16 protein-coding genes and 2 pseudogenes are annotated in these 20,760 nt (G+C 69.0%); 12 read left to right on the forward strand and 6 right to left on the reverse strand.

Annotation, left to right across the window (positions count from 1 at the left end):
• Positions 1 to 2: 2 nt before the first annotated feature.
• Genes ABSY19_RS17505 through ABSY19_RS17515 form a run of 3 tightly spaced genes read right to left on the reverse strand, consistent with a single transcriptional unit; the run spans position 3 to position 3,708 of the window.
• Positions 3 to 932, reverse strand: coding sequence for a branched-chain amino acid ABC transporter permease (locus ABSY19_RS17505; RefSeq protein WP_382153993.1), 930 nt, complete (start codon positions 930 to 932; stop codon positions 3 to 5).
• Between the two features lie 14 nt (positions 933 to 946).
• On the reverse strand, positions 947 to 1,744 hold the full coding sequence (locus ABSY19_RS17510) for an ABC transporter ATP-binding protein (protein ID WP_382153996.1): 798 nt from the start codon (positions 1,742 to 1,744) through the stop codon (positions 947 to 949).
• 17 nt (positions 1,745 to 1,761) lie between these two features.
• Positions 1,762 to 3,708, reverse strand: a complete 1,947-nt coding sequence (locus tag ABSY19_RS17515; protein ID WP_382153999.1) for an AMP-binding protein — start codon at positions 3,706 to 3,708, stop codon at positions 1,762 to 1,764.
• Between the two features lie 163 nt (positions 3,709 to 3,871).
• Between ABSY19_RS17515 and ABSY19_RS17520 the strand changes: the two genes are divergently transcribed.
• The 12 genes and pseudogenes from ABSY19_RS17520 to ABSY19_RS17575 form a co-directional block, all read left to right on the forward strand.
• Positions 3,872 to 4,606 carry a Crp/Fnr family transcriptional regulator gene (locus ABSY19_RS17520; protein WP_382154002.1) on the forward strand — a complete coding sequence of 245 codons (735 nt, stop codon included), beginning with the start codon at positions 3,872 to 3,874 and terminating at the stop codon, positions 4,604 to 4,606.
• Positions 4,607 to 4,613: 7 nt separating this feature from the next.
• Positions 4,614 to 5,684, forward strand: coding sequence for a pseudouridine synthase (locus tag ABSY19_RS17525; protein WP_382154005.1), 1,071 nt, complete (start codon positions 4,614 to 4,616; stop codon positions 5,682 to 5,684).
• Positions 5,685 to 5,689: 5 nt separating this feature from the next.
• The gene (locus ABSY19_RS17530; protein ID WP_382154008.1) at positions 5,690 to 6,595 is read left to right on the forward strand and encodes a LysR family transcriptional regulator; all 906 of its coding nucleotides are present in this window, start codon (positions 5,690 to 5,692) and stop codon (positions 6,593 to 6,595) included.
• 136 nt (positions 6,596 to 6,731) lie between these two features.
• Positions 6,732 to 8,156, forward strand: coding sequence for a nucleobase:cation symporter-2 family protein (locus ABSY19_RS17535; RefSeq protein ID WP_382154011.1), 1,425 nt, complete (start codon positions 6,732 to 6,734; stop codon positions 8,154 to 8,156).
• A gap of 1 nt (position 8,157) precedes the next feature.
• Positions 8,158 to 9,579 (forward strand): 8-oxoguanine deaminase, encoded by a 1,422-nt coding sequence (locus tag ABSY19_RS17540; protein ID WP_382154014.1) that lies wholly within the window; start codon positions 8,158 to 8,160, stop codon positions 9,577 to 9,579.
• 68 nt (positions 9,580 to 9,647) lie between these two features.
• Positions 9,648 to 10,913, forward strand: a complete 1,266-nt coding sequence (locus ABSY19_RS17545; protein WP_382154017.1) for an esterase/lipase family protein — start codon at positions 9,648 to 9,650, stop codon at positions 10,911 to 10,913.
• 82 nt (positions 10,914 to 10,995) lie between these two features.
• Positions 10,996 to 12,942 carry a molecular chaperone HtpG gene (htpG, locus tag ABSY19_RS17550; protein ID WP_382154020.1) on the forward strand — a complete coding sequence of 649 codons (1,947 nt, stop codon included), beginning with the start codon at positions 10,996 to 10,998 and terminating at the stop codon, positions 12,940 to 12,942.
• A 115-nt stretch (positions 12,943 to 13,057) separates the two neighbouring features.
• Positions 13,058 to 14,488, forward strand: coding sequence for a class I SAM-dependent methyltransferase (locus tag ABSY19_RS17555; protein WP_382154023.1), 1,431 nt, complete (start codon positions 13,058 to 13,060; stop codon positions 14,486 to 14,488).
• Positions 14,481 to 15,806, forward strand: a complete 1,326-nt coding sequence (locus tag ABSY19_RS17560) for a sensor histidine kinase (protein WP_382154026.1) — start codon at positions 14,481 to 14,483, stop codon at positions 15,804 to 15,806. The genes ABSY19_RS17555 and ABSY19_RS17560 overlap by 8 nt, the downstream gene beginning before the upstream one ends.
• The gene (locus ABSY19_RS17565; RefSeq protein ID WP_382154029.1) at positions 15,803 to 16,984 is read left to right on the forward strand and encodes an ATP-binding protein; all 1,182 of its coding nucleotides are present in this window, start codon (positions 15,803 to 15,805) and stop codon (positions 16,982 to 16,984) included. The genes ABSY19_RS17560 and ABSY19_RS17565 overlap by 4 nt, the downstream gene beginning before the upstream one ends.
• 25 nt (positions 16,985 to 17,009) lie before the next feature.
• Entirely contained in the window at positions 17,010 to 17,969 is a 960-nt protein-coding gene (locus ABSY19_RS17570; protein WP_382154032.1) for a response regulator, read from the forward strand.
• An 81-nt stretch (positions 17,970 to 18,050) separates the two neighbouring features.
• A pseudogene (locus tag ABSY19_RS17575) lies at positions 18,051 to 18,383 on the forward strand (hypothetical protein); the annotation flags it as partial.
• A gap of 90 nt (positions 18,384 to 18,473) precedes the next feature.
• Here the strand turns inward: ABSY19_RS17575 and ABSY19_RS17580 are convergent.
• The 3 genes and pseudogenes from ABSY19_RS17580 to ABSY19_RS17590 all read right to left on the reverse strand — a co-directional run bounded on the left by ABSY19_RS17580 (position 18,474) and on the right by ABSY19_RS17590 (position 20,758).
• Positions 18,474 to 18,901 (reverse strand): annotated as a pseudogene (locus ABSY19_RS17580) (organic hydroperoxide resistance protein).
• Between the two features lie 61 nt (positions 18,902 to 18,962).
• Positions 18,963 to 19,409 (reverse strand): MarR family winged helix-turn-helix transcriptional regulator, encoded by a 447-nt coding sequence (locus ABSY19_RS17585; protein ID WP_382154035.1) that lies wholly within the window; start codon positions 19,407 to 19,409, stop codon positions 18,963 to 18,965.
• Positions 19,410 to 19,714: 305 nt separating this feature from the next.
• On the reverse strand, positions 19,715 to 20,758 hold the full coding sequence (locus ABSY19_RS17590; protein WP_382154038.1) for a serine/threonine protein kinase: 1,044 nt from the start codon (positions 20,756 to 20,758) through the stop codon (positions 19,715 to 19,717).
• Positions 20,759 to 20,760 lie beyond the last annotated feature (2 nt).

The raw sequence follows: 20,760 nt of genomic DNA on the forward strand, positions 1-20,760 counted from the left end.
GGTCACACGCGATCGATGATCTTTTCGCCGAACAGCCCCTGGGGCCGGAACAGCAGGAACACCAGCGCCAGCACATAGGCGAACCAGATCTCGATGCCGCCGCCCACGAACGGCCCGAGGTAGACCTCGGAGAGCTTCTCGCCCACGCCGATGATCAAGCCGCCGATGATGGCGCCGGGCACCGAGGTGAGGCCGCCCAGGATCACCACCGGCAGCGCGCGCAGCGCGATGGTGGTGAGCGAGAACTGCACGCCCAGCTTGGAGCCCCAGATCATCCCGGCCACCAGCGCCACGAGGCCGGCCACGCACCAGACGATGACCCAGATGCGGTTGAGCGGGATGCCGATGGATTGCGCGGCCTGGTGGTCGTCGGCCACGGCGCGCAGGGCCCGGCCGGTGGCCGTCTTCTGGAAGAACAGGCTGAGCGCGATCACCATCGCGGCGGCGATGGCCGCGGCGATGACGTCTTCCTGGTTGAGCAGCAGGCCGCCCTGGAACACCGAGTCCAGCACGAACACCGGGTCCTTGGGCATGCCGATGTCGATCTTGTAGATGTTGCTGCCGAACAGGCTCTGGCCCAGGCCGTCGATGAAGTAGGTGATGCCCAGCGTGGCCATCAGCAGCGTGGCGGCCTCCTGGTTCACCAGGTGGCGCAGCACCAGCCGCTCGATCAGCCAGGCCATGGCGAACATGAGCGCGCCCGCCGCCACGAAGGCCGCGGCGTTGGCCACCCACTTGTTCTCGACGCCGGTCCACAGGGGGATCCACTCGGAGAAGCGGGCCATGGCCAGGGCGGCGAAGAGCACCATGGCGCCCTGGGCGAAGTTGAAGACGCCGGAGGCCTTGAAGATCAGCACGAAGCCCAGCGCGACCAGCGAATACAGCATGCCCACCATCAGGCCGCCGAACAAAGTCTCAAGAAAAAATGCCATGGTGTCGTTCTCGTTCAGTGACTCGTGCCGAGGTAGGCGCTGATGACCTCCTCGTTGCGGCGGACCTCTTCGGGGGTGCCGTCGCCGATCTTCTTGCCGTAGTCCAGCACCACCACGCGGTCGGAGATGTCCATCACCACGCCCATGTCGTGCTCGATCAGCACGATGGTGGTGCCGAACTCGTCGTTCACGTCCAGGATGAAGCGGCTCATGTCCTGCTTCTCCTCCAGGTTCATGCCCGCCATCGGCTCGTCCAGCAGCAGCACCTGCGGCTCCATGGCCAGCGCTCGGCCCAGGTCCACGCGCTTCTGCAGCCCGTAGGGCAGCTGCCCCACCGGCGTCTTGCGGTGGGCCTGGATCTCCAGGAAGTCGATGATGTGTTCGACGAACTCGCGGTGCGCTTCTTCTTCCTTCTGAGCGCCGCCGATGCCGAAGGGGTTGCGGAAGGCCTGCGCGAGCAGCCCGCTCCTGATGCGCAGGTTGCGCCCGGTCATGAGGTTGTCGATCACGCTCATGCCCTTGAAGAGGGCCAGGTTCTGGAAGGTGCGCGCGATGCCCATCTCGGCCACCTGGCGGCTGTTCATGTGCCTGAAGGTGCGGCCGCGGAAGCTGATCGAGCCCTCCTGGGGCTGGTACACCCCGTTGATGCAGTTGAGCATGGAGCTCTTGCCCGCGCCGTTGGGCCCGATGATGGCGCGCACCTCGTGCTCGCGCACGTCAAAGCTGATGTCGGTCAGCGCCTTGACGCCGCCAAAGCGCAGGCTGATGTTCTGGACGTTGAGGACGACGTCGCCGATCTTCTTCTGTGTCATGTTGGGGTCTGGCTCAATCAGGCTGCGGCCTTGACGGGGGTGAAGGTCTTCGCGTCGCTCAGTTTGAGCGTGGCGCTGACCGAGCCGGTGCGCCCGTCCTCGAACTTCACCTGCGTCTGGATGTACTGCTCGGCCTTGCCGCCGTACAGCGCCTCGACCAGCACGCCGTACTTCTCGGCGATGAAGCCGCGGCGCACCTTGTTGGTGCGGGTGAGCTCGCCGTCGTCGGCGTCCAGCTCCTTGTGCAGCACCAGGAAGCGGCTGATCTGGCTGCCCGCGAGCAGCTCGTCTCGGCTGAGGTCGGCGTTGACCTTCTCCACGCACTCGCGGATGAGTTCGTACACCTCGGGCTTCTGCGCCAGGTCGGTGTAGCCCGCGTAGGGCAGGTTGCGCCGCTCGGCCCAGTTGCCCACCGCCTCGAAGTCGATGTTGACCATCACGCAGACCCGCTCGCGCTGGTCGCCGTAGGCCACGGCCTCCTTGATGTGGGAGAAGAACTTGAGCTTGTTCTCCACGTACTTGGGCGCGAACATGGCGCCGTCGTGCGCGCCGCCCTTCAGCCGCCCCACGTCCTTGACGCGGTCGATGATCTTCAGGTGCCCCGAGGCGTCGATGAAGCCCGCGTCGCTGGTGTGGTACCAGCCGTCGGCGGTGAGCACCTCGGCCGTGGCGGCCTCGTTCTTGTAGTAGCCCTTGAGCAGGCCGGGGGACTTGACCAGGATCTCGCCGGTCTCGGAGAGCTTGATCTCCACACCCTCGCAGGGCACGCCCACGGTGTCGGCGCGGGCCTCGTGGTCGGGCTGCAGGCAGACGAACACGGCCGTTTCGGTGGAGCCGTAGAGCTGCTTCATGTTGATGCCGATGGAGCGGTAGAAGCTGAAGAGGTCGGGCCCGATGGCTTCGCCCGCGGTGTAGGCCACGCGCACGCGGCTCATGCCCAGGTTGTTGCGCAGCGGGCCGTAGACCAGCCAGTCGCCCAGGCGGTACTTGATCGAGTCGATCAGGCCGATGGGTTTGCCGTCCATGCGGTCCGGGCCCACGCGGCGGGCCAGCGCCATGAAGCGGTGGAACATGCCGCGCTTGATCGCGCCGGCGTCTTCCATGCGGATCATCACGCTGGTGAGCAGGCCTTCGAAGATGCGCGGCGGCGCGAAGTAGTAGGTCGGGCCGACTTCCTTGAGGTCGATCGTGACCGTAGAGGCCGACTCCGGGCAGTTCACCACGTAGCCGGCCACCAGCCACTGCGCGTAGCTGAAGATGTTCTGCCCGATCCAGGCCGGGGGCAGGTAGGCCAGGATCTCGTCTTCGCGCGTGAGCTTGTCGAATCTGGCGCCCACGGTGGCGCGGTTGATGAGGGTCTGGTGGGTGTGCACCACGCCCTTGGGGTTGCCGGTGGTGCCGCTGGTGAAGAACATGGCGGCCACGTCCTCGGTGCGGCCCAGCTCCACCTGTTCGCGAAACAGCTGGGGGTGGGCCTTGGCGTGGGCCTGGCCGGCTTCGATGAGCGAGGCCATGCTGCGCAGGCCGGGCTGGTCGTAGTTGCGCAGGCCGCGCGGGTCGTCGTAGTAGAGGTGGCTGAGCTGCGGGCAGCGCTCGCGGATCTCCAGCATCTTGTCGACCTGCTCCTGGTCCTCCACCACGCAGAAGCGCACCTCGGCGTTGTTGATCGGGAAGACGCATTCGGCGGCCACCGCGTCCTGGTACAGCGGGATCGGGATCGCGCCCAGCGACTGCGCGGCCAGCATCGTGGCGTACAGGCGCGGGCGGTTGGCGCCGATGACCACCATGTGCTCGCCGCGCTGCAGGCCCGCCTGGTGCAGCCCGCAGGCCAGGCGCTCCACCAGCTCGGCCATACCTGCCCAGGTCGTCGTCTGCCAGATGCCGTATTCCTTCTCGCGCATCGCCGCACCCTCCGGGTGGCTTTGCGCGTGGCCCAGCAGCAGCCGGGGGAACGTGTGTTGCATGCGTGTCTCCTGAGGCCGGCGCCGTGGCGCCGGTGCTTGAAATGTCCCGGTTGAGACATTCCGTTCTGCTGCGCATGGTAGGCCTTCGTTTGACGTTATGTTGTCGGTTCGACGACAATCTGGGGTCAACCCTCCTAGGACTTTCCCTAGACCATTCCCACCCATGAGCGCCTTGACCTCCCGCCGTTCCGGCACCGTCCTGCGCGACCGCGCGCGCCCACCCACGCAGGAGGAACTGGCCGAGATTCCCTGGCTGAAAAGCCTCACGCCCACCGAGCGCGAGCGCGCCGTGGCCGCGCTGGTGGTGGGCGATGCCGAGGCGGGCGACCATATCTGTCGCTTCGGCCGCCCGGTCACCTACTGGTTCGGTCTGGTCGACGGCCTGCTCAAGATGAGCAACGACGATTCGCAGGGCCCGGTGATCACCTTCACCGGCGTGGCGCCGGGGGGCTGGTTCGGCGAAGGCACGGTGCTCAAGCACGAGCAGTACCGCTACAACATCCTCGCCTTGCGCCGCAGCCGCGTGGCCGGTCTGCCGGTGGAGACCTTCGACTGGCTGCTGGACCACTCGATCGGCTTCAACCGCTTCGTGATGCACCAGCTCAACGAGCGCCTGGGCCAGTTCATCGCGGCGCGCGAGATCGACCGCCTCAACAGCCCCGACCTGCGCGTGGCGCGCAACCTGGCCTCGCTGTTCCACCCGCTGCTCTCGCCCAACGTGGGCGGTGTGCTGCGCATCACCCAGCAGGAGCTGGCCTACCTGGTGGGCCTCTCGCGCCAGCGCGTCAACGAGGCTTTGACCACGCTGGCCGCCAAGGGCTGGATCCGCGTGGACTACGGGGGGCTGCGCGTGCTGGATCTGGCGGCCTTGCGCTCCGGCACGCTGGATGAGGGATGATCCCCCCATGACGACCGACAAACCCGCCGCCCGCACGCTCAAGCTGAAGCCGGGCGCTGCCAGCAAGCCCCCTTCCGATCCCTTCGCCCCGCGCCGTGCTCCGGTGCGTCCGCCCGGCCCGGCGCGCGCCAAGAGCGTGTCGGCGTCGGCGCCCAAGCCGCCGCGCCAGCCCGCGCCCGTCCACAGTGCCTCGCGCGCCGAGCCGCCGCGCCCACCGCGTGCGCCCGCGCCCACGCCGCGCCCGTCCCAACCCCTGCGGCCCGACCTCGCGCGGGTCGGCAACGTGCGCGGCGAAGTGCGCCTCAACAAGCGCATGGCCGACCTCGGCCTGTGTTCGCGCCGCGAGGCCGACGAATGGATCGCGCGCGGCTGGGTCAAGGTCAACGGCCAGCCGGCGGTGATGGGCCAGCCGGTGCCGCCCGATGCGCAGGTCGAGGTCGCGCCGCAGGCGCGCCACCAGCAGAGCGGGCAGGTCACCATCTTGCTGCACAAGCCGGTGGGGTATGTGAGCGGCCAGCCCGAAGACGGCCACGAGGCGGCGGCCACGCTGATCGGCGCGCCCAGCCAGTGGCGCGGCGATGCGCGCATGCCGGCGGACGGCCGGCGTTTCCTGCCCGAGCACACGCGCAACCTGGCGCCGGCCGGCCGGCTCGACATCGATTCCACCGGCCTGCTCGTGCTCACGCAGGACGGCCGTGTGGCGCGCACCCTGATCGGCGAGAACAGCGGCGTGGAGAAGGAGTACCTGGTGCGGGTGCACTTCGCGCCCAACGGGCCGCAGGGCGCGGGCCTGGTGGCGCAGGATGTGCAGGCGGTGTTCCCCGCCCGGCAGCTGGCCCTGCTGCGCCACGGCCTGAGCCTGGACGGCCAGGCCCTGCGGCCTGCGCAGGTGGACTGGCAGAACCCCGAGCAACTGCGCTTTGTGCTCACCGAAGGCAAGAAGCGCCAGATCCGCCGCATGTGCGAGCAGGTGGGCCTGCACGTGGTGGGCTTGAAGCGCATCCGCATCGGGCGGGTGCTGCTGGGCAACCTGCCGGTGGGGCAGTGGCGCTTTCTCGGGGCCGACGAACGGTTCTGAGCGGCATGCACGCCAAGGTCCTGCGCTATTTCATCGAGGTGGTCCGCGCGGGCTCGATCCGCAAGGCCGCCGAGCAGCTGCATGTGGTGCCCACGGCGGTGAACCGCCAGATCCTCAACCTGGAGGAGGAGCTGGGTGCGCCGCTGTTCGAGCGCATCCACAACAAGCTCAAGCTCACGCCCATCGGCGAGATCGTGCTGGCCCACGCGCGCAGCACGCTGCGCGACTTCGACGCGGTGCGCCAGCACATCGAGGCGGTGCGGGGTCTGCACCAGGGCGAGGCCTCGCTGGCCACCACCACCGGGCTGGCCGGCGCCTTTCTGCCCGGCGTGGTGCAGCGCTGCCGCGCGGCGCACCCGGGCATCCACCTCAAGCTGCTGGACCTGCCCATCGCCGGGGTGCTGCGCGCCGTGGCCGAGGGCGACGCGGATCTGGCGCTGGCCTACGACGTGCCCGCCACCGCCGGCCTGCGCACCCTGTTCGAGAGCGAGTGGCCGCTGGGCGCGGTGGTGCCGCCGGGCCATGCGCTGGCCGACCGCGCCACCACCACCCTGGCCGATTGCCTGGGGTTCCCGCTCATCCTGCCGGCCGCCCCGATGTCGCTGCGGCCCATCCTCGACGGCGCCTTCGGCCGCTCCGCCGTGAGCGTGTCGCCGGTGATCGAGACCACCTCCACCGCGCTCATGCGCCAGCTGGCGGCGCAGGGCATGGGCATCACCCTGCTCAACCGCCTCGATGTGGCCGACGACGTGCGCGCCGGCCGGCTGCTGTTCGTGCCGCTGCGCGACGCCGGCCTGCGGCCACAAGGCCTGGCGCTGGTGACGCGCGCGGGCCCGGCGCTGAGCGCGGCCGCCGAGGTGCTGGCGCGGCACGTCACCGACGGCCTGGAGAGCGCGCTGGTCGGGCCCTGAAGCGGCGGGCAGGGGTGTCCACTTTTCGTGCACACCTGGGGCGATTTATTGACTTTGCGCTGGCGCAACCGGGCTCCTAGACTGCGCCCGCTGGCCGATGCGCCGCCTTGTGCGCGAGCCGGCAGAAAGGCCCAAGATGCTTCCCGATACCAAGACGACCGGCGCCGGAGACAACCCAGAGAGCGACGCGGTCCACCAGAAATTGCCCCTTCCCCGCTGCGCGGCCCTGGGCCTGCAGCACGTTCTCGTGATGTACGCCGGCACCGTCGCCGTGCCGCTGATCGTGGGCGGTGCGCTGGGTTTGTCGAAGGCGGACATCGCCTTCCTCATCAACGCCGACCTGCTGGTCGCCGGCATCGCCACGCTGATCCAGGCGCTGGGCCTGTGGGGCTTCGGCATCCGCATGCCGGTGATGATGGGCGTGACCTTCGCCGCCGTCGGGCCGATGATCGCCATCGGCCTGGACCCCTCGCTGGGCCTGCAGGCGATCTACGGCGCCACCATCGTGGCCGGCCTCTTCGGCATGCTGGTCGCGCCGCTCATGGGGCGGCTGCTGGGCGTGTTTCCGCCGCTGGTCACCGGCACCGTCATCACGCTGATCGGCGTCTCGCTCATGGGCGTGGCGATCAACTGGGCCGCGGGCGGGCAGCCTACGGTCACGCGCATGGTCGACGGCGTGGCGCACGCCGTGGCCAACCCCGACTACGGCGACCCGGCCAAGCTCGCGATCGCGGCGCTGGTGCTGCTGGTGGTGCTGGGCATCACGCGCTTCGCCAAGGGCCTGTGGGCCAACATCTCGATCCTGCTCGGCGTGATGGCCGGCGTGGTGGTGTCGCTGGCGCTGGGCTACATGAACTTCGACGGCCTGTCGGACGCCAGCTGGGTGGCGGTGACCACGCCGCTGCACTTCGGCCTGCCGCGCTTCGAGTTCACGGCCATCCTCTCGATGTGCATCGTGATGCTGATCACCCTGGTCGAATCGACCGGCATGTTCCTGGCGCTCAGCGAGATCACCGGCCGCCGCATGACGCCGCAGCTGCTCACGCGCGGCCTGCGCGCCGATGGCCTGGGCACGTTGATCGGTGGCGTGTTCAACACCTTTCCCTACACCTCGTTCTCGCAGAACGTCGGGCTCGTCACCGTGACTGGCGTGCGCTCGCGTTACGTGGCGGCGATGGCCGGCGGCTTCCTGGTCCTGCTGGCGCTGTTCCCCAAGGTGGCGCACATCGTGGCCTCGGTGCCCGCCTTCGTGCTGGGCGGTGCGGGCATCGTGATGTTCGGCATGGTGGCGGCCACGGGCGTGCGCATCCTGGGCGCCATCGACTACGGCAAGGAGCGCCACGCGCTCTACGTGATCGCCATCTCCATCGGCCTGGGGCTCATCCCCACGCTGTCGCCGAACTTCTTCCAGCACCTGCCGGCCTGGACGCACCCCTTTACGCACAGCGGTATCGTGCTGGGGACCTGCGCGGCCGTGGTGCTCAACCTTTTCTACCACGGCGTGGTGTCCAAGGAGCGCTCGTTCCTGCTGGCCGCGCGCACTTCACACGGAACGGAATGACATGAACCTTGTTGCCCAGGCAGCCGCCGCCCCCCTGATCCTTCGCCACGCCGACGTGGTGGTCACCATGGACGCCCAGCGGCGCGAGATCGCCGACGGGGCCGTGGTGGTGAACGGGCCGGTGATCGAGTGGGTCGGGCCCACGGCCGAGTTGCCGGCGCCCTGGCGCGAGGCGATCGCCAGCGGCGGCGCCGAAGCCATCGACCTGCAGGGCCACGTGCTGATGCCCGGGCTGGTGAACACCCACCACCACATGTACCAGAGCCTCACGCGCGTGGTGCCCGAGGCGCAGGACGCCGAGCTTTTCGGCTGGCTCAACAACCTCTACCTGCTGTGGGCGCGGCTCACGCCCGAGATGGTGCGCGTGTCCACGCAGACGGCCATGGCCGAGCTGATGCTCTCGGGCTGCACCACCACCAGCGACCACCTCTACCTGTTCCCCAACGGCTCGCGGTTGGACGATTCCATCGAGGCCGCCGACGCCATGGGCATGCGCTTCCACGCCGCGCGCGGCAGCATGAGCGTGGGCCGCAGCGCCGGCGGCCTGCCGCCCGACTCGGTGGTGGAGAGCGAGGCCGCGATCCTGGCCGACAGCGAGCGCCTGATCGGCCGCTGGCACGACGCCTCGCGCCACAGCATGCGGCGCATCGTGCTCGCGCCGTGTTCGCCGTTCTCGGTCTCGCGCGATCTGATGCGCGAATCGGCCGTGCTCGCGCGCTCGCACGGCGTGTCGCTGCACACGCACCTGGCGGAGAACGACAACGACGTGGCCTACTCGCGCGAGAAGTTCGGCATGACGCCGGCCGAGTACGCCGAGGACCTGGGCTGGGTCGGGCGCGACGTGTGGCACGCGCACTGCGTCAAGCTCGACCCGGCGGGCATCGCGCTGTTCGGCCGCACCGGCACCGGCGTGGCGCACTGCCCGTGTTCCAACATGCGCCTGGGCTCGGGCATCGCCCCGGTGGGCGCGATGCGCCGCGCGGGCGTGCCGGTGGGCCTGGGCGTGGACGGCAGCGCCTCCAACGACGGCGCCCACATGCTGGGCGAGGTGCGCCAGGCGATGCTGCTGCAGCGCGTGGGCTTCGGCCCCGCCGCGCTCACCGCGCGCGAGGCGCTGGAGATCGCCACCCTGGGCGGCGCGCGCGTGCTGGGCCGCGACGACATCGGCGCGCTGGTGCCCGGCCTCTCGGCCGACCTGGTGGCCTTCGACCTGCGTGGCGTGGCGCACGCCGGTGCCGGCCACGACCCGGTGGCCGCGCTGGTGTTCTGCCAGAGCGCGGACGTGGCGCTGAGCGTGATCAACGGCCGCGTGCGGGTGCGCGACGGCCGCCTGGTGGGCATGGAACTCGACCCCCTGCTGGCGCGCCACCGCGCGCTGGCGCGCGCCCTCTACGAATCGGCCCGGCACCCGCACACCGCCTGAGAGGGCAGGGCGGCGGCGGGCGCGCATCCTGTCACACACGCCCGCACCTTCCGGGGCCACAATGGCCCATGACCCCGCTCAAGCCCACCCGCGAGGCGCTGCTGCGCCACGTGCGCCCGGCCGACCTGAAGGCCGCGGTGCAACTCGTCACGCAGGCCACCACCGGCGCGATCGGCGTGGCCGAGGGCGTGCACCAGGCGGTGCGCAACCGCCTGGGCCTGCCCGCCGGCCTCGAGCCGGGCCGCACCGGCGGCCTGACCGGCCAGATCTACCAGGGCATCCGCGGCGTCACGCAGCTGGTGGGCCATGGGCTGGACAGCGCGCTGGCCACCTTGCTGCCCATGGTGGACGACCCCACGCGCCACCCCGAGCCCTCGCCCGGCCGCGAGGCCGTGCTGGCCGCGCTCAACGGCGTGCTGGGCGACCGCCTGCTGGAAACCGGCAACCCGCTGGCCCAGGCCATGGAACTGCGCCACGCGGGCCGGCGCCTGCCGCTGGAGAACCGGCCGCTGCTGCATCAGCGGCTGGGGCCGGCCACGCCGCACCTGATCGTGCTGCTGCACGGCCTGTGCATGAACGACACGCAATGGCAACGCAACGGCCACGACCACGGCGCCTTCCTCGCGCAGGCCCTGGGCGCCACGCCGGTCTACCTGCGCTACAACAGCGGCCTGCACACCTCCACCAACGGCCGCGAATTCGCGCGCCAGCTGGAAGTGCTGGTGGCGCAGTGGCCAGTGCCGCTGGCCTCCATCACCCTCATCGGTCACAGCATGGGCGGGCTGGTGGCGCGCGCCGCCTGCGAAGAGGGTCGGCAGGCCGACCACCGCTGGCGCCCGCTGCTCCGGCACCTGGTGTTCCTGGGCACGCCCCACCAGGGCGCGCCGCTGGAGCGCGCCGGCCATGGGGTGGACGTGCTGCTGGCCTCGACCCCCTTCACCGCGCCGTTCACGCGCCTGGGCCAGCTGCGCAGCGCCGGCATCACCGACCTGCGCCACGGCCACGTGCGCGACGCCGACTGGCAGGGCCGCGAGCGCTTCGGCTCCAGTGCCGACCACCGCGAACCCCTGCCCCTGCCCGAGGGCGTGGCCTGCTTCACCGTCGCCGCCACGCTGGCGCCGCAGCGCGGCCTGCTGGCCGATCGCCTGACCGGCGACGGCCTGGTGCCGCTGCGCAGCGCGCTGGGCCAGCACGACGACCCCCGGCACCGGCTGGTGTTCGCGCGCGAGAGCCAGCGCACGGTGCACCGCACGGGCCACCTGGAGCTGCTCTCCAGCCCGGTGGTGGCCGAGCAACTGCGGGCCTGGCTGGCGCCGGCCGTGGTCGAGGCTTGAAATCCGGCGGCCAGCCCATAATTCCGCCTCGCGTTGCGCTCTTCCGGAGCGCGTTCCTTCGTTTTCACGTCAGTCGACCCCCATGAGCAAACAAACCCTGTCCTTCCAGGCCGAAGTGGCGCAGCTGCTGCACCTGGTCACGCACTCGCTCTATTCCAACCCCGACATCTTCCTGCGCGAGCTGGTCTCCAACGCGTCGGACGCCTGCGACAAGCTGCGCTTCGAGGCGCTGAACAACGCGGCCCTGTTCGAGGACGCGCCCAACCTCGAGGTGCGCGTGGCCTTCGACCGCGAGGCGCGCACCATCACCATCACGGACAACGGCATCGGCATGAGCGCGCAGGAGGCGATCGACCACCTGGGCACCATCGCCAAGAGCGGCACCAAGGATTTCATGAGCCGCCTCTCGGGCGACCAGAAGCAGGACGCCCAGCTCATCGGCCAGTTCGGCGTGGGCTTCTATTCCGGCTTCATCGTGGCCGACAGGATCACCGTGGAATCGCGCCGCGCCGGCCTGCCGGCGACCGAGGGCGTGCGCTGGACCAGCGGCGGCACGGGCGACTTCGAGGTCGAGACCCTCGAGCGCGCCGCGCGCGGCACCAGCGTGATCCTGCACCTGCGCGACGACGCCAGCGACTACCTCGATCGTTGGAAGCTCAAGTCCATCATTGGCAAGTACTCCGACCACATCAGCCTGCCCATCCTGATGCAGAAGGAAGAGTGGGACGCCGAGAAGAGCGAGCAGGTGCTGCTCGACGAATGGGAGGCCGTGAACTCGGCCAACGCGCTGTGGGCCCGCAGCAAGAAGGACGTGAGCGACGAGCAGTACGCCGAGTTCTACAAGAACCTGAGCTACGACACCGAGGCGCCGCTGGCCTGGAGCCACAACCGCGTGGAAGGCAGCACCGAGTACACCCAGTTGCTCTACATCCCGGCCAAGGCCCCGCAGGACCTCTGGAACCGCGACCGCAAGGCCGGCATCAAGCTCTACGTGCGGCGCGTCTTCATCATGGACGAGGCCGAGGCCCTGATGCCTTCCTACCTGCGCTGGGTCAAGGGCGTGGTGGACTCGGCCGACCTGCCGCTCAACGTGAGCCGCGAGCTGCTGCAGGAAAGCCGCGACGTGAAGGCGATCCGCGAAGGCAACACCCGCCGCGTGCTCGCGATGCTGGAAGACCTGGCGAAGAAGGACCAGGCGCCGGCGCCGGGCGAAGGCGCGGACGGCGTGACCGACGTGGTCTCCGCCGAGGACAAGGCCGCGGCCGAGAAGGACGTGGGCAAGTACACCGCGTTCTACGCCGAGTTCGGTGCCGTGCTCAAGGAAGGCCTGGGTGAGGACTTCGCCAACCGCGACAAGATCGCCAGGTTGCTGCGCTTTGCCAGCACCCATGGCACCGCGCTGACCGCGCTGGCCGACTACAAGGCCCGCATGAAGGAAGGCCAGGCAGCGATCTACTACATCACCGCCGACAACCGCGCGGCCGCGCAGAACAGCCCGCAGCTGGAGGTGTTCCGCAAGAAGGGCATCGAGGTGCTGCTGATGACCGACCGCGTGGACGAGTGGGCGCTGTCCTTCCTGCACGAGTTCGACGGCACGCCGCTGCAGAGCGTGGCCAAGGGCGCGGTGGACCTGGGCTCGCTGCAGGACGAGGAGGAGAAGAAGGCCGCCGAGGCCGCCGCCGAGACCTTCAAACCGGTGCTGGAGCGGCTCAGGGAAAGCCTCAAGGACAAGGCCAAGGACGTGCGCGTCACCTCGCGCCTGGTGGACTCCCCGGCCTGCCTGGTGGTGGAGGACGGCGACTACTCCACGCAGCTGGCCCGCATGCTCAAGCAGGCCGGCCAGCCCGCGCCCGAGGTGCGGCCCATCCTGGAGGTCAATGCCGAACACGCGCTGGTGAAAAAGCTCGAAGGCAGCGCCCATTTCGACGACCTGGCCCACATCCTGTTCGACCAGGCGCTGCTGGCCGAGGGTGGCTTGCCGGACGACCCGGCGGCCTATGTGAAGCGCGTCAACGCCCTGTTGGTCTGAGGGCAAACCCCGTGCCATGAGCACGGCATGGGGGTTGACTACACTCGGGGCCGGGGAGTCCTCAAAGGCGCAGTGCACCGCACCTGCCCCGTCCACCTGATCCACCGGCCACAACGTGTACCTACAGCGACCATTCGATCACGTCGTCACCTTCCGCAACAGCCAGGGAGAGAGCGCGCGCGGCACCCTCACCAGCCTGCAGCGGCGCTCGCTGGTGATGGAGATCTACAACCCGTACTCCATCGTGCAGGTGAGCGAGGTGCTCAGCGAGCTGACCATTCGGTCAGGCGACCGCATCATCTACAAGGGCAAGGCGGTGGTGGTGAGCCTGCTCAACACTGGCCTGATGGCGGTGATCTCGGTGGCGCTCATCGACGAATGGTCCGACCTCAACGCGATCCGGGGCAACGTGAGCCAGGTGCGCGACGAGGCCGCGCGCTTCGTGGCTGACTGGGAGTCGCGCTTCAAGATCCGGCAGAGCTACCAGGTCACCATCAGCGAGTTCCGCGCCTTCCTGTCCGAGACCGCGCGCTGGATCGACCAGGCCGACATGGTCGATTCCCTGCCGCGCCTGCCCGACGGGCGCCTGACCGACGAGGTGTTCGGCGCGATGGCCGAGCCCCTGATGATCAAGGGCAAGGAGTTCCTGGTGCGGCTCGAGGACGAGGCCTCCCGCCTGCCGGTGGAAGACTCGCTGCTGCACCGGTCTTTCGCACAGACGGCGCTGCACCCCCTGGTGCTGCGCGCGCCCTTCGTCTACCGCACCTTCGCCAAGCCGCTGGGCTATGCGGGTGACTACGAGATGGTCAACCAGATCCTGGGCGACCCGCGCCAGGGCAGCAGCACCTACATCCAGCTCGTCAACGCCATGTTCCTGCGCGCGGCGGTGGCCGTGGCGCACCGCAACCGCATCGACATCCTGGTCGAGTTCCTCAAGAAGGCCGTGGCCAGCGCCGCCAGCAAGGGCCGGCCGGTGCGCATCCTCAACGTGGGCTGCGGACCGGGCGTGGAGATCCAGAAGCTCATCGCCACCGGCGAAGACCTCTCGCGCCTGCAGTTCACCCTGATCGACTTCAGCCTGGAGACCCTGAACTACACGCGCCAGAAGATCGAGGCGGCCGCGCAGCTGCACAAGTCGAAGGTGCAGGTGGAGTACGTGCAGGAATCGGTGCACGAGCTGCTCAAGCGCGCCACCCGCGACACCGCGCCGGCCGACGGCGAGGGTTTCGATTTCGTCTACTGCGCCGGTCTGTTCGACTACCTGTCGGACAAAGTGTGCGCGCGGCTGATCCGTTACTTCCTCTCGCGCAGCAACCCGGGCGCCCATCTGCTGGTCACCAACGTGCACGCCGACAACCCGGAGCGCTACGGCATGGAGCACCTGCTGGAGTGGCACCTGATCTACCGCGACGAGAAGCAGATGCAGTCCGTGATGGAAGAGGTGAACGCGCCCGCGATCATGTACACCGACGCCACGGGCGTCAACATCTTCGCGGAAGTGGTGGTCAACGCAAACCTGAAGGCCATGGCACTTGAAAATGGCTGACCGGCCGAGCTCGCCCTACGAGCAGCAGCTCTCGGACTTCCGCCTGACCTACAGCAAGGCGGGCAGCATCACGTCCATCGTGCTGGTGCTCGCGGGCTTCGGCCTGGACTATTTCTCGTACCCGGACCGCCTGCTCGAATTCACCCTGCTGCGCGTGCTGGTGGTGGTGCTCACGCTGGGCATCCTGCGCGTGCTGTTCACCGAATTCGGTCGCCGCCATGTGCGCTCGCTCACCATGCTCTGGCTGCTGCTGCCGCAGATCATGATCGCCTTCATGATCTACGAGACCGACGGCGCGCAGTCGATCTACTTCGTGGGCCTGCACCTGGCGCTGTACGCGGTCGGCATCATCCTGCCGATCAGCTTCTTCGAAGGCATCGGCTTTGGCGTCGTCACGCTGGTCCTCTATGTGGTGGCCTGTGCGCTGCACCCCGACGCGGCGAGCAGCACGGCGCGCATGGTGACGAACTCGCTGTTCATCCTGTTCTCCGCCGGGGCCAGCGCGGTGTGCACCTGGTTCAACGAGAAGGCCCGCCTGCGCCTGTTCCAGTTGCAGCACGAGGTGTCCGAGAAGAACGCCTCGCTGCGCGAGATCAACCAGACGCTGGCCGAGGTCAAGGGCCAGCTGCTGCAGCGCGAGAAGATGGCGGCCATCGGCACGCTCTCGGCCGGCCTGCTGCACGAGCTCAACAACCCGGTGAACTACAGCCTGATGGCGATCAACATGGGCCTGACCTGCAAAGGCGCCCAGAGCGACGAGATGCTCAAGGAGAGCCTGGTCGATGCGCGTGAAGGCATGCAGCGCATCCAGAACATCGTCACCGACCTCAAGACCTTCGCCTACCAGAAGCCCGGTCAGGACAGCCTGCGCCCCTTCCTGCTCGAGAACGCGGTGCGCTCGGCCGTGCGGCTGGCGGGTTACGAACTCAAGGGCGTCGATGTGGTGATCGATCTGCCGCAGGACAGCCACGTGCTGGGCGACGAGCCGGCCATCATCGGCGTGCTGATCAACCTGTTGAGCAATGCCGCGCTCGCCCTGCAGGCGGCCAAGCGCGAACAGCCCCGCATCGCGGTGACGGCCACCCTGCAAGGCCACCGCCTGGGCGTTTCCGTGCGCGACAACGGCTCGGGCATCGACCCGGACAACCTGAGTCGGGTGTTCGAGCCCTTCTTCACCACCCGCGATGTGGGGGCCGGTCTGGGGCTGGGCCTGAGCGTGAGCTACGGCATCGTGCACCGGCATGGCGGTACGCTGGCGGTGGAAAGCGAGCTGGGCAGCTGGACCGAATTCACCTTTGACCTGCCGAGGCCCGAATGAAACCCGACGACGCCTCCGTGACGCGCGGCCTGCTGGGCGCCCATGCCATCCTGATGGTGGACGACGAGCTGCAGGCTTGCAAGTGGTTTGCCCGCCTGTATGGCGACGAGTTCGTGGTGCTCACCGCCGGCAGCGCGGACGAGGCCCTGGCCGTGTTGGCCCAGCGCGGCCACGAGGTGGCCGTGCTGCTCACCGACTACGCCATGCCGCAGCGCGACGGCGTGACCCTGCTCAGCGAAGTGCGCCAGCAGTACCCGCACGTGGCGCGCCTGCTGGTCTCGGCCTACGCCGACAAGGACATGGCGATGTCCGCTGTCAACCAGGGGCACGTGGAAAAGATCCTGGAGAAGCCGCTGGACGAAGCGCTGACCCGGCAGTCCCTGCGCGATGCGCTGCAGGCCAGCCAGGAACGCGCGCGCGAGCGGGCCCTGATCGAGCGGCGAGCGGCCACCTTGCGCGAGACCCTGGGCTTTCTGGCGCACGAGGTCACCACGCCGCTGGCCACGGTGCAGGGTTACCTGTCGGCCATGCGCGAACGCCACGTCGACCCCACGGAAGGGGACCGTGGCGTGGCGCACATCCAGGAACAGAAGCCGGGCGACGTGCTGTTCATGATCGAGGCCGCGCAGCGCCGGGCGGAGTACGCGCAGTCGCTGGTGTCGACCTTCGTGCAGACCGCGCGCGACGCCTACCAGCCCGACAGCGCGCCCAGCCTGCGCGCCAGCGACCTGGTGCAGGCGGTGCGCGAGGAATACCCGTTCGACCACGACGAGGCGCAGTGGCTCACCAGCGATCTCGCCGACGATTTCGTGCTGCCCGGCCGCCGGGACCTGCTCTACCTCGTGCTCTGCACCCTGGTCAAGAACGCGGTGCTGGCACTGCGCCCGAACCCGCCGGCCCAGCCCAATGTGCACGTGGTGCTGTTGCGCGAGGCCCCCGCGCCGGGCCTGCCGGTGCAGGCGGCCATCCAGGTGCGCGACAACGGCCCCGGCATTCCGGCCGAGGTGTTGGGCCGCTTGACGCTCGAACCCCTGACCACCCGCGCCAGCACCGGGGGCAGCGGCATGGGCCTGGTGTTCTGCCGCCGCGTGATGACCTCGCTGGGCGGCTCCATCGTCGTGAGGTCCGAGGCCGGCCAAGGCGCCAGCGTGTCCCTCTATTTCCCTTTCGCGCAATGACCAGTCAGGAGAATCCGTGAAGCCCGTGAAAATTTTGTACGTTGACGACGAGGCCATGGCCCTGAAGTACTTCGAGCGCCTGGTGAGTCCGTTGGCACCGGTGCTCACCGCGACCTCGGTGGAAGAGGGCCGGGCGATGCTCGCGGCGCATGGCGCCGAGATCGCCGTGCTGGTGTGCGACCAGCGCATGCCGGGTGAGTACGGCAACGAGCTGCTGCGCCATGCGCGCGAGTACCACCCCGGCGTGGTGCGTATGCTGACCACCGCGTATTCCGAACTGGGCGATGCCATCGAGGCCATCAACACCGGCGAGATCTACCGCTACATCAACAAGCCCTGGGAGCTGGAGAGCCTGCGCGCCGACCTGAAGAACGCGCTCGAACTGGCCGAACTGCGCAGCGAGCGCGACAGCCTGATGCGCGACCGGCTGATGGCCCAGCAGGGCCAATTGCTGGCCAACCGCCTGTCGGCGCTGTTGATGGTGGGCGCGGCGGTGCACAGCGAGGACGTGGAGCAGGCGCTGCACCGCTTTGCCCAGGCCGCGTTGCGCGTGGGCAGCACCCAGCCGGCCATCGACTGGAACCGCTGGGACCACGCGGACCTGATGCAGGCCGAGGCCCAGCGCGGCGCGGCCATCGCGGCCCACCTGCGCCAGTGGCTGCGCGAGTTCGGCCCGCGGCGCGACGGTGCGGGCGCCCTGTCGGTGCTGGCCCAGGCCCTGGGCGGCGAACTCCAGGGGGACCATGTGCAACTGGCCGACGGCACGGTGTTGACGGCACTGCTCTCCCTGCCGGTGGGCGAATGGCCGACGGCGCCCCAGTGCGCCTGGCTGGCCTGGCTGCTCTGGCAGGGTGGGCTGGCCGAGGCGGTGGCCGTGGACGGCGCCTGGGCGGTGCGGCCTGTGGAAGCGGCCGCTCTGCCGACGGACTGGCTCGCGGACGCGATCGAGCGCCTGGGCCAGGGGGTGGTCCGAGCGGGCTTGTGACGAAACGTTGCACAACGGAGGGCACTTTTGGCTGAACCCGCGCTCACAATGGCATCTGTTCCGCATTCAAGGACCCGTGCCATGACCACTTCACCTCAAAACCACCCTGTTGTCCTCCGCGGTGCCGCGGGGGTGTTGCTGGCGGGAGCCGCCCTGCTGGCCGGCTGTGGCTCGGCGGGCGTGGGCATCGGGGTGGGTGTGCCCCTGGGCCCGTTTTCGATCGGCGTGGGCGCGGGCACCGGCGGGGTGAGTGCCGGTGTGAGCACCGGTGTCGGACCGGTCGGCGTCGGGGTGGGTGTGAACCAGCGCGGCCAGGTCAGTGCCGGCGCGGGGGTGGGGACGAGCACGCGCATCGGCAACAGTGGGGCCAGCGTGGGCGTGGGGGTGGGCACCAGCACGGTGATCCACGATCCGCACGACCGCAACTGAGCGCCGCGAAAAGCATCAGAAAAAAGCCCACCGGTGCGAACCGGTGGGCTTTTTTGCTGGGTGCCAGGGAAGGGCTTACTTCAGCGTGATGGTCACGTCGATGTTGCCGCGGGTGGCGTTGGAGTAGGGGCACACCTTGTGGGCGGTGTCCACCAGGTCCTGCGCCACGGCGCGGTCCACGCCGGGCAGGCTCACGGCCAGGCGCGCGGCGATGCCGAAGCCGGCGGGGATCGGGCCGATGTCCACTTCGGCGTCGATGGAGGCGTCGGCGGGCACGGCCACTTTCTTCATGCCGGCGACGTGCTTGAGCGCGCCCATGAAGCAGGCGGAGTAACCAGCGGCGAAGAGTTGTTCGGGGTTGGTGGCGTTGCCGGCGCCGCCCATGGCCTTGGGGGGGAGAGCTTGACGTCGAGCAGGCCGTCGTCGCTGCGCGAAGCGCCGTCGCGGCCGCCGGTGGTGTGGGCGCGGGCGGTGTAGAGAACTTTGTCGAGGGAGGTGGGCATGGTGTGGCTCCTGAGGTTGAAGGGCTTCGGGTGGAAGCTGGGGGTGGGTGAAAGGGAATGATCAGGCGGTGAGGCGGTCGCGCAGGGTTTGCACCTGCTGCGTGAGCGCCATCACTTCGGACACGTCGCATTGCGTGGCTTGCAGCACGCAGCCGGGGATGCGCGCGGCGCGGGCCTTGAGTTTGCGGCCGGCGGCGGTGAGGCGGATGAGCACGCGGCGTTCGTCCTGCACGTCGCGCAGGCGGGTGACGAGGTCGGCGGTTTCGAGCCGCTTGAGCAGGGGGGTGAGGGTGCCGGAGTCGAGGTAGAGGCGGTCACCGAGTTCGGAGACGGTGACGCCGTCGTTTTCCCACAGCACGAGCATGGCGAGGTATTGGGGGTAGGTGAGGCCCATCTCTTCGAGCAGGGGCTTGTAGAGCTTGGTCATCGCCAGCGAGGCGGAGTAGAGCGCGAAGCACAACTGGTGGTCGAGCTGGAGGGCTTGGTCGCTGGGGCTTTCGATCTTCATGGGTCGAGACTGTATTTGTTATTTGTATTGCGTGCAATTGAATTTTTAGCAACCTTTTTGGGATTGGGGGCTTTCATCGGAGTGACATGGTGCGGGCCGGCTGGCGTGGGTGCGCGTTCTCCGGCCCTGCTCGCGGGCGTCTGCCCGGGCGCGCCCGCACCGTTTCGTCAACAAGGTGACTGGCGCGCACCCTCTGTGGCAACCGCGAATGGGGGCCTGCGCCCGCGCACCCACGCCATCCGACCAGCGAGGTGGTTGCACACCAAGCTGGCCGAGCCCCGCGAGGTCTCAAACAGAAACAGGGCTCAGGCCATCAAAGGCTCACCCTGCATCTCCTCGATCTGCTCCACCAGCATGCCCACCTGTCCCTGCCAATAGTCCCGGCTGCCGAACCAGGGAAAGTTGATCGGGAAAGCGGGATCGTCCCACCGCCGAGCGACCCAGGCGCTGTAGTGGATCAGGCGCAAAGTCCGCAGAGGCTCGATCAGCGCCAACTCACGGCGATCGAACGGCCGGAATTGCTCGTAACCATCCACCAGCGCCCCCAGCTGCTGCATCTGCTGACGCCGATCGCCCGACAGCAGCATCCACAAATCCTGCACCGCCGGCCCCATGCGCGCATCGTCCAGGTCCACGAAATGCGGCCCCGCGCCCGGCTGGCCCTCGGGCGTCCAGAGAATGTTGCCCGGGTGGCAGTCCCCGTGCAGGCGGATGCGCTGAATGCCGTCCTCGTCCACCACCGCGCCCGCCCGCAGCACCGGGTGCGCCTCGATCAAGGCCAGCGCCTCCTCCAGCGCAGACGCCCAGGCACCACGCACCTCGGGCGCGATCGCCGCATGCGCCATCAGCCAGTCGCGCGGCTCGTGCGCGAAGGCCGCGGCATCCAGCGCCGGGCGCACCGCAAACGGCCGCTGCGCGCCCACGGTGTGGATGCGCGCGAGAAAACGGCCGATCCACTCCAGCACCTCGAAATTGTCCAGCTCGGGCCGGCGCCCACCCCGGCGCGGGCTCACCGCGAACGTGAAGCCGCCGAAGTGGTGCAGCGTCTCGCCCTGCACGCGCAGCGGCGGCACCGCCGGAATCTCGGCCGCCACCAGCTCCTCGGCAAAGGCATGCTCCTCGGCGATCTGCGCATCGCTCCAGCGCCCGGGCCGGTAGAACTTCGCCACCACCTGATCCACCCCCTCCACCGGCGCCTCCAGATGGATCTGGTACACGCGGTTCTCGAAACTGTTGAGCGCGCTCAGGCGCCCGTCCCCCCACAGGCCGATGTGGGCCAGCGCGTCCTGCACCACGTCGGGTGTGAGGGTGCTGTAGGGGTGGCTGCTGCTGTCGTTGTTGGAAATCATGC

The sequence above is a fragment of the Hydrogenophaga sp. ANAO-22 genome, assembly GCF_042466645.1.
Lineage (GTDB): Bacteria > Pseudomonadota > Gammaproteobacteria > Burkholderiales > Burkholderiaceae_C > Hydrogenophaga.